Here is a 6,675-nt window from a genome sequence, read left to right as displayed (position 1 = left end):
GGAATCTGGTACCCCACTCCCGGCACGGTTTCGATGACGGGCGGGTCACCGAGCTTGCGGCGCAACGTCATGACGGTCACCCGGACGACGTTGGTGAACGGGTCGATGTTCTCGTCCCAGGCACGTTCGAGCAGGTCCTCGGCGGAGACGACGGCTCCGGCGGCCCGCAGCAGTTCTTCGAGGACGGCGAACTCCTTGCGGGACAACCCGACGTAGCGCCCGTCGCGGTAGACCTCCCGGCGATTCGGGTCCAGCCGCAGCCCCGCCCGGGTCAGCACCGGTGGCACCGCCGGACGGGCTCGGCGGCCCAGGGCGCGTACGCGGGCCACGAGTTCGGCGAAGGCGAACGGTTTGGCCAGGTAGTCGTCTGCGCCGAGGGAGAGCCCGGCGACCCGGTCGGCGAGGTCTCCGGCGGCGGTCAGCATCAGAACCCGGATGTCGCCACCGGCCAGCCCGGCGCAGATCTCGTCGCCGGAGACCCCGGGCAGATCACGGTCCAGCACGACGACGTCGTACGCGTTGACGCCCAGCCGTTCGAGCGCGGCGTCCCCGTCGTACGCGACGTCGACCGCGAGCGATTCCCGGCGCAGTCCTTCGGCGACCGCGTCGGCCAGCAGCTCCTCGTCCTCCACCACCAGCACTCGCACGGGCCATGTGTACCAGCCGGGTGGATAAGGCGGCCATAAGCGTTCGCGCTGACGACGGTCTTACGGCCCGCTCGGTTGGCTGCGCCCATGAGGAAGTACGCATTCACCGCCGTGCTCGTGGCGGGGCTCGTCCTGACGGGATGCAAGTCGTCCGGTCCGGGAGTGGCCAGTGCGGGCTCGGGGGCTCCGGTCGTGAGCAGCAGTACCAGCGCCGGACCGTCCCCGGCTGCCGACGAAGGCGAGCGGGCGATCCAGTTCCAGCAGTGCATGCGAGACCACGGCGTCGAGGTGCAGACCGAGGAGGACAAGGGCGGCGTCGCGATCCAGGCGTCGCCGGGGCAGAAGCAGAAAGCGCTGGCCGCCACCGAGGCGTGCCGGATGTACCTGCCCGGGGGTGCGGACAAGCCGCGGATGGCCCCCGAGGACATCGAGCGGCTTCGGCAGTTCGCGCAGTGCATGCGCGACCACGGCATCCTCGACTGGCCCGATCCCGATCCGGAGACCGGGGCGGTGCAGTTCACCGACGCCGCCGCGATCAAGCGCGACCCGAAGCTGCCCGAAGCCATGCGGGCATGCGACAACCTGCAGCCGCACGGCACCAGCGGAGGCAAGGGATGAGGGCGGCGCGCTGGGTGGCCGCCGGGGGCGGCTTGCTGACGGTGGCCGTGGCGGCGGTCGCGATCCTCGGCCTCGGCGGCACCGGCTCTCCGGAGGCGGCCGAGCCGACTGGACCGGCCGCGAGCACGAAGATCACCAAACAGACGCTCGCCGACGCGAAGACCGTCGCCGGGCAGCTCGACTACGGCGACGCGGTGCCGCTGACCAGCCGCGCGCCGGGCCTGGTCACCTGGCTGCCGGCCGCGGGCACGACGATCAGCCGCGGCGGAGTCGTGTTCCGGGCCGACAACCTGCCGGTGACCTTGCTTTACGGGGCTCTTCCGGCATACCGGGCGTTGGCGGTGGGCTCGGAGGGTCCGGATGTGCGGCAGCTCGAACAGAACCTCAAAGCCTTGGGGTACACCGGTTTCACCGTCGACCAGAAGTACAGCGCGTCGACTGCCTCGGCGGTGAAGCGCTGGCAGAAGCACCTCGGCTTGCCGGAGACGGGCGTCCTCGATCCGGCCATGGTGGTCTACGCCGCGGGTGCGCTGCGGGTTCAGGAGCAGAAGGTCCGCGTCGGCGCGCCGGCCACAGGCGACGTCCTGACGACGACCGGCACCGCGAAGGTGGTCACGGTCAACGTGGACGCCAACGACCACGGTTGGGCCGCTGTCGGCACGGCAGTGACGGTCACCCTGCCCGGCCAGGTCACGGTCGCCGGCCGCATCGCGTCCATCGGGGTCGCGGCCACCTCCTCCGACCAGGGCGGCGGCAATCCGACCGCTCCGGGCACCGGCGGGGCCACGCTCCCGGTCACGGTGACCATCGCCGACCAGGCCCACCTGGGCGATCTCGCGAGCACGCCGGTCGACGTCCGCTACGTCGCCGAGGAACGCAAGGACGTCCTGACGGTCCCGGTCGCCGCGCTTCTCGCGCTCGCCGAGGGTGGTTACGGCCTCGAACTGATCACATCAACTGGTACGCACATCGTGGCGGTCGAGGTCGGACTGTTCGCCGACGGGCGGGTCGAAGTACGAGGCGCCGGCCTGGCCGAGGGGCAGGATGTGGGGATGCCCTCATGACGGGCCGCAGGCCGGTCATCGGCTGGCTCAGTCTTCGTCGTACGAGCGCCGGCCGCAGGTCGGTGATCGCATGACCGGCGTTCTTGTTCTGGCCGAGGTCGGCAAGCGGTATCCCGGGGTCACCGCCCTGGACAGGGTGTCGCTGGAGATCCAACCCGGGGAGTTGGCCGCCGTCGTCGGCCCGTCCGGTTCGGGCAAGTCGACGCTGTTGCAGTTGATGGGCGTACTCGACCGGCCGTCGTCGGGGCAGGTATGCGTGGACGGCCACGACGTCGCCCGATTGAGCGACCGGCAGTTGTCCGCGCTGCGGGCGTACCGGATCGGGTTCGTCTTCCAGCAGTTCCATCTGGCTGGTGGGACGTCGGTGCTCGACAACGTGGCGGACGGGCTGCTTTACACCGGTACGCCGATCCGCCGTCGCCGGGCGCGTGCGGAGGCCACTTTGGACAGAGTTGGGCTGGGACATCGGCTGACCCACCGGCCGCACCAGCTCTCGGGCGGTGAACGGCAACGGGTGGCGATCGCCCGGGCAGTGGTCCGCGACCCGGCCGTGCTGCTCGCCGACGAGCCGACCGGCAACCTCGACTCCGCCTCCGGAGCCGGGGTCGTCGAGCTGCTCCGGGAGCTGAACGCGGCCGGGACGACGGTCATCGTGGTCACCCACGATCTCGGGATCGCCACCGGCTTGCCCCGGCAGATCCGGATGCGGGACGGGAAGGTCGTTCCATGACGCCACCCTCCAGATTGACGCTGCCGGATTTGGGTCGGTTGGGGGCATCCGGCCTGCGTACGCGGCCCCTGCGGGTGATCCTGTCGGCACTCGGGATCGCCATCGGCATCGCCGCGATGCTGGCGGTCGTCGGCATCTCGACGTCCTCCCAGGCCGAGCTGAACCGGACCCTCGACCGGCTCGGCACCAACCTGTTGGTCGCCGGACCTGGCAAGACCCTGTTCGGCGCACCGGCCCAACTGCCGACGGAGGCCGTCGAGATGGTCGACCGGATCGGGCCGGTGCAGTCGGCCAGCGCGACCGCGAACCTAGGCGCGCACGTCTACCGCAACGATCACATTCCGCGCGGGCAGACGAACAGCATCGCCGTCCTGGCGACCCGGCTCGACCTGCTCGGCACGGTCGGCGGCAGCGTGCGTACGGGGGACTGGTTGTCCCCGGCGACCGCTCGTTATCCGGCCGTGGTGCTGGGCTCGAAGGCGGCCAAGCGGCTGGACATCCGCCAGCCCGGTCTCCGGGTATGGCTGGCCGGGCAGTGGTTCTCCGTCGTCGGCATCCTCGATCCGGTGCCGCTCGCCAAGGAGTTGGACACCGCTGCGCTGATCGGCTGGGCGAGCGCGACGGCGTACGCCGAGTTCGACGGGCACCCGACGACGATCTACTGCCGATCGGCGGAAGACCAGGTCGAAGCGGTACGCGCAGTGCTGGCGGCGACGGCGAGCCCCGGCCATCCCGAAGAGGTCGCGGTGTCCCGGCCGTCCGACGCGCTGGCCGCTCAACGGGCGACCGATCAGGCGTTCACCGGGCTGCTGCTCGGCCTCGGCGCGGTCGCACTCCTGGTCGGCGGGGTCGGCGTGGCCAACACGATGATCATCTCGGTGCTGGAACGGCGTTCCGAGATCGGGCTCCGGCGGTCGCTGGGCGCCACCCGAGGCCACGTACGCCTCCAGTTCCTCGCCGAATCCCTCCTGCTCTCCGCCATCGGTGGAGCCGGCGGGGTGCTCCTCGGCGTGGCGGTGACCGGGGCGTACGCGTCGACGCAGCACTGGCCGTTGGTCGTGCCGGCCTGGGCCTTCGCGGGCGGCCTGACGGCCACCCTGCTCATCGGCGGCGTCGCCGGGCTCTACCCGGCGATCCGGGCCGCCCGGCTCGCCCCCACCGAAGCCCTCTCCACCCCCTAACCCCGCGTTGATCATGAACCCAGGGTTCCCCTCGACGGTGTGTCGCCACCCCTAGGTTCATGATCAACCCGGAACTGCGGCGGCGCGGGCGTGACGGGCTCTCGGCGATGTCGGCCGGTCGTGAGAGGCTATGAGTCGGCAAATCTCGGGAGGTGGTCGTCCGTGGCGTTGGCGCTCTATCGCAAGTACCGTCCGCGCACCTTCGCCGAGGTGATCGGGCAGGAGCACGTGACGGAGCCGCTCATCCAGGCGCTCAGCTCCGGACGGCTGAATCACGCATACCTCTTCTCCGGGCCGCGCGGCTGTGGCAAGACGTCCAGCGCCCGCATCCTGGCCCGCTCGCTCAACTGTGAGAAGGGCCCCACGCCTGATCCGTGCGGCGAGTGTGAGTCCTGCCGGGCGCTGGCGCCCGACGGCCCCGGTTCGATCGACGTCATCGAGATCGACGCCGCCTCCCACGGTGGCGTGGACGACGCCCGCGAGCTGCGTGAGCGCGCCTTCTTCGCGCCCGCCGTCAGCCGTTTCAAGATCTACATCATCGACGAGGCGCACATGGTCTCGTCGGCGGGCTTCAACGCCCTGCTCAAGCTGGTCGAAGAGCCTCCGGACTATGTGAAGTTCGTCTTCGCGACGACCGAGCCGGAAAAGGTGCTCGGCACGATCAAGTCGCGTACGCACCACTATCCGTTCCGGCTGATGCCGCCCGGTGTGCTCCGGCCCTACTTGGAGAAGCTGTGTGACCTGGAAGGCGTCACCGTCGATCCACTGGTCCTGCCGCTGGTGGTTCGAGCCGGTGGCGGTTCGGCCCGGGATTCGCTGTCGGTGCTCGACCAGCTCATCGCCGGAGCCGGTCCCGAAGGCGTCACATACGCACGCGCCGTCGCGTTGCTCGGGGTCACCGACGCCACGCTCATCGACGACGTCTGTGACGCGCTCGCTGCGGGCGACGCGGCGGCCGCGTTCGGTGCGATCGACCGAGTCGCCGAGGCCGGGCACGATCCTCGGCGGTTCACGGCGGACTTGCTCGAGCGACTGCGTGACCTGATCCTGCTGCGCCAGGTCCCCGACGCCGCGGCCAAGGGCCTGATCGACGCACCGGCCGACCAAGTGGAGCGGATGCAGACTCAGGCTCAGCGACTGGGCCCGGCGACGTTGTCCCGGTGGGCCGAGATCGCCCACAACGGCCTGGTCGAGATGCGGGGAACCACGTCGACCCGGCTGCTGCTCGAGTTGATCACCGCCCGGATGCTGCTGCCGACGGCGGACGCCTCCGAGGTCGGCCTGTTGTCCCGCCTCGAACGCCTGGAGCAGGGCGGGCCGGTCGCCGGATCAGGATCGGCCGCGAGTGCCGGACCCGTTTCGGTGGCGAGTGACGGCGACGGCCGGGCGGCGGCCCGAGCTGCTGCGGCGTCGGCCGCCCGACCGGCTGCCCCGGCCCAGGCCTCCTCCGCTCAGGCTGCTCCGACTCAGGCTGGACCGACCCAGGCCGCTTCGGCCGCGTCGGCTGCGCCGATGTCTTCGGCACCTGCCACGGTGACCGAGCCGGAGCCCGCCCGACCGGCTTCGGCCCCGCCCGCGAACCGCCCGGTGTCCGCCCCGGCGAGCCCGACGGCTGGCGTGTCGGAGAGCGCCCCGATCGATCGCCCAGTGTCCGCCCCGGCGACTCCGGGGGCTGCCCCGGTCTCCGCGCCGGCGAGCCCGACGGCCGGCGTGTCGGAGAGTGCCCCGGCGAGCGGCGAGATCGACGCTCCGGCGCTGCGCCGGGCGTGGGACGAGATCGTCCAGTTGACTGGGCGTAGCAACAAGCGGACGGCGGCGATGGCTCGGGATGGCGTCGTCCGCGACGTCGACGGCAACACGATCGTGCTGGTCTTCAAGGCTTCGTTCCATGCCAACTCCGTGAGCGCCGATCCGGGCGCGTTGCTCGACGCGGTGCACGAGGTCGTCGGCGGGCGTTGGCAGCTGCGCTGCGAGGTCGGTGGCGACCCGCGGGGCGGAGGCGGTGGTGGTGGTGGGTCGGTCGCGCGTACGGCGAGCCGGCCCGCTCAGCCGAGTCGTCCGGCAGCCGCGCCTCGTGAGCCGCGCAGTGCCCCTCCGGCCACCGACGATGCGGAGGACTGGCCAGCTACCGCACCCATCGGTGGTACCAGCGGCGGCGGCAATGGTGGCGACGTCCCGGTGAACGTGGCCGGACCGTCGGCGGCCGCGTCGGTCCGGAGCCAGCCGCTTGCGCAGGCGCCCGCCGCGCAGACCGTCTCCGCTGGTGGGCGAGCCGCCACGGCGACCGCGGTCGTCGATGAGGACTTCGGCCCGCTCGACGAACCGCCCTACGATCCCGAGTTCGACGGGCCGGTGAACCGTTCGGCCGCCAGCGGTGGAGCGACGGCGACCGCGGTTGCCCCACAGCGCGCGGGCGCGGCGGGCGCTCGGGCCGC

6 protein-coding genes are annotated in these 6,675 nt (G+C 71.6%); 5 read left to right on the top strand and 1 reads right to left on the bottom strand.

Features of this window, described 5'->3' with window-relative positions; all coding sequences use genetic code 11:
* Window positions 1-647 (bottom strand): response regulator transcription factor (locus HOV77_RS30720; RefSeq protein ID WP_290868544.1); only part of this gene is annotated, 647 nt, incomplete at its 3' end.
* An 87-nt stretch (window positions 648-734) separates the two neighbouring features.
* Between HOV77_RS30720 and HOV77_RS30715 the strand changes: the two genes are divergently transcribed.
* From HOV77_RS30715 to HOV77_RS30695, 5 genes are all read left to right on the top strand, one after another.
* Entirely contained in the window at window positions 735-1,265 is a 531-nt protein-coding gene (locus tag HOV77_RS30715; RefSeq protein WP_290868542.1) for a hypothetical protein, read from the top strand.
* Window positions 1,262-2,329: a peptidoglycan-binding protein gene (locus HOV77_RS30710; protein ID WP_290868539.1), complete on the top strand. Its 1,068-nt coding sequence runs from the start codon at window positions 1,262-1,264 to the stop codon at window positions 2,327-2,329. Before HOV77_RS30715 ends, HOV77_RS30710 begins: the two co-directional genes overlap by 4 nt.
* Before the next feature lie 70 nt (window positions 2,330-2,399).
* Window positions 2,400-3,059: an ABC transporter ATP-binding protein gene (locus tag HOV77_RS30705; protein ID WP_290868536.1), complete on the top strand. Its 660-nt coding sequence runs from the start codon at window positions 2,400-2,402 to the stop codon at window positions 3,057-3,059.
* A complete protein-coding gene (locus HOV77_RS30700) occupies window positions 3,056-4,240 on the top strand; it encodes an ABC transporter permease (protein ID WP_290868533.1) in 1,185 nt (394 codons plus the stop codon). The genes HOV77_RS30705 and HOV77_RS30700 overlap by 4 nt, the downstream gene beginning before the upstream one ends.
* A 162-nt stretch (window positions 4,241-4,402) precedes the next feature.
* On the top strand, window positions 4,403-6,675 hold a 2,273-nt coding region (locus HOV77_RS30695; protein ID WP_290868530.1), incomplete at its 3' end, for a DNA polymerase III subunit gamma and tau.

The organism is Hamadaea sp., assembly GCF_013362815.1.
Taxonomy (GTDB): Bacteria; Actinomycetota; Actinomycetes; order Mycobacteriales; family Micromonosporaceae; genus Hamadaea.
Note: the sequence above shows the minus strand (reverse complement) of the source record. Positions and strands in the feature narration are given on the sequence as shown.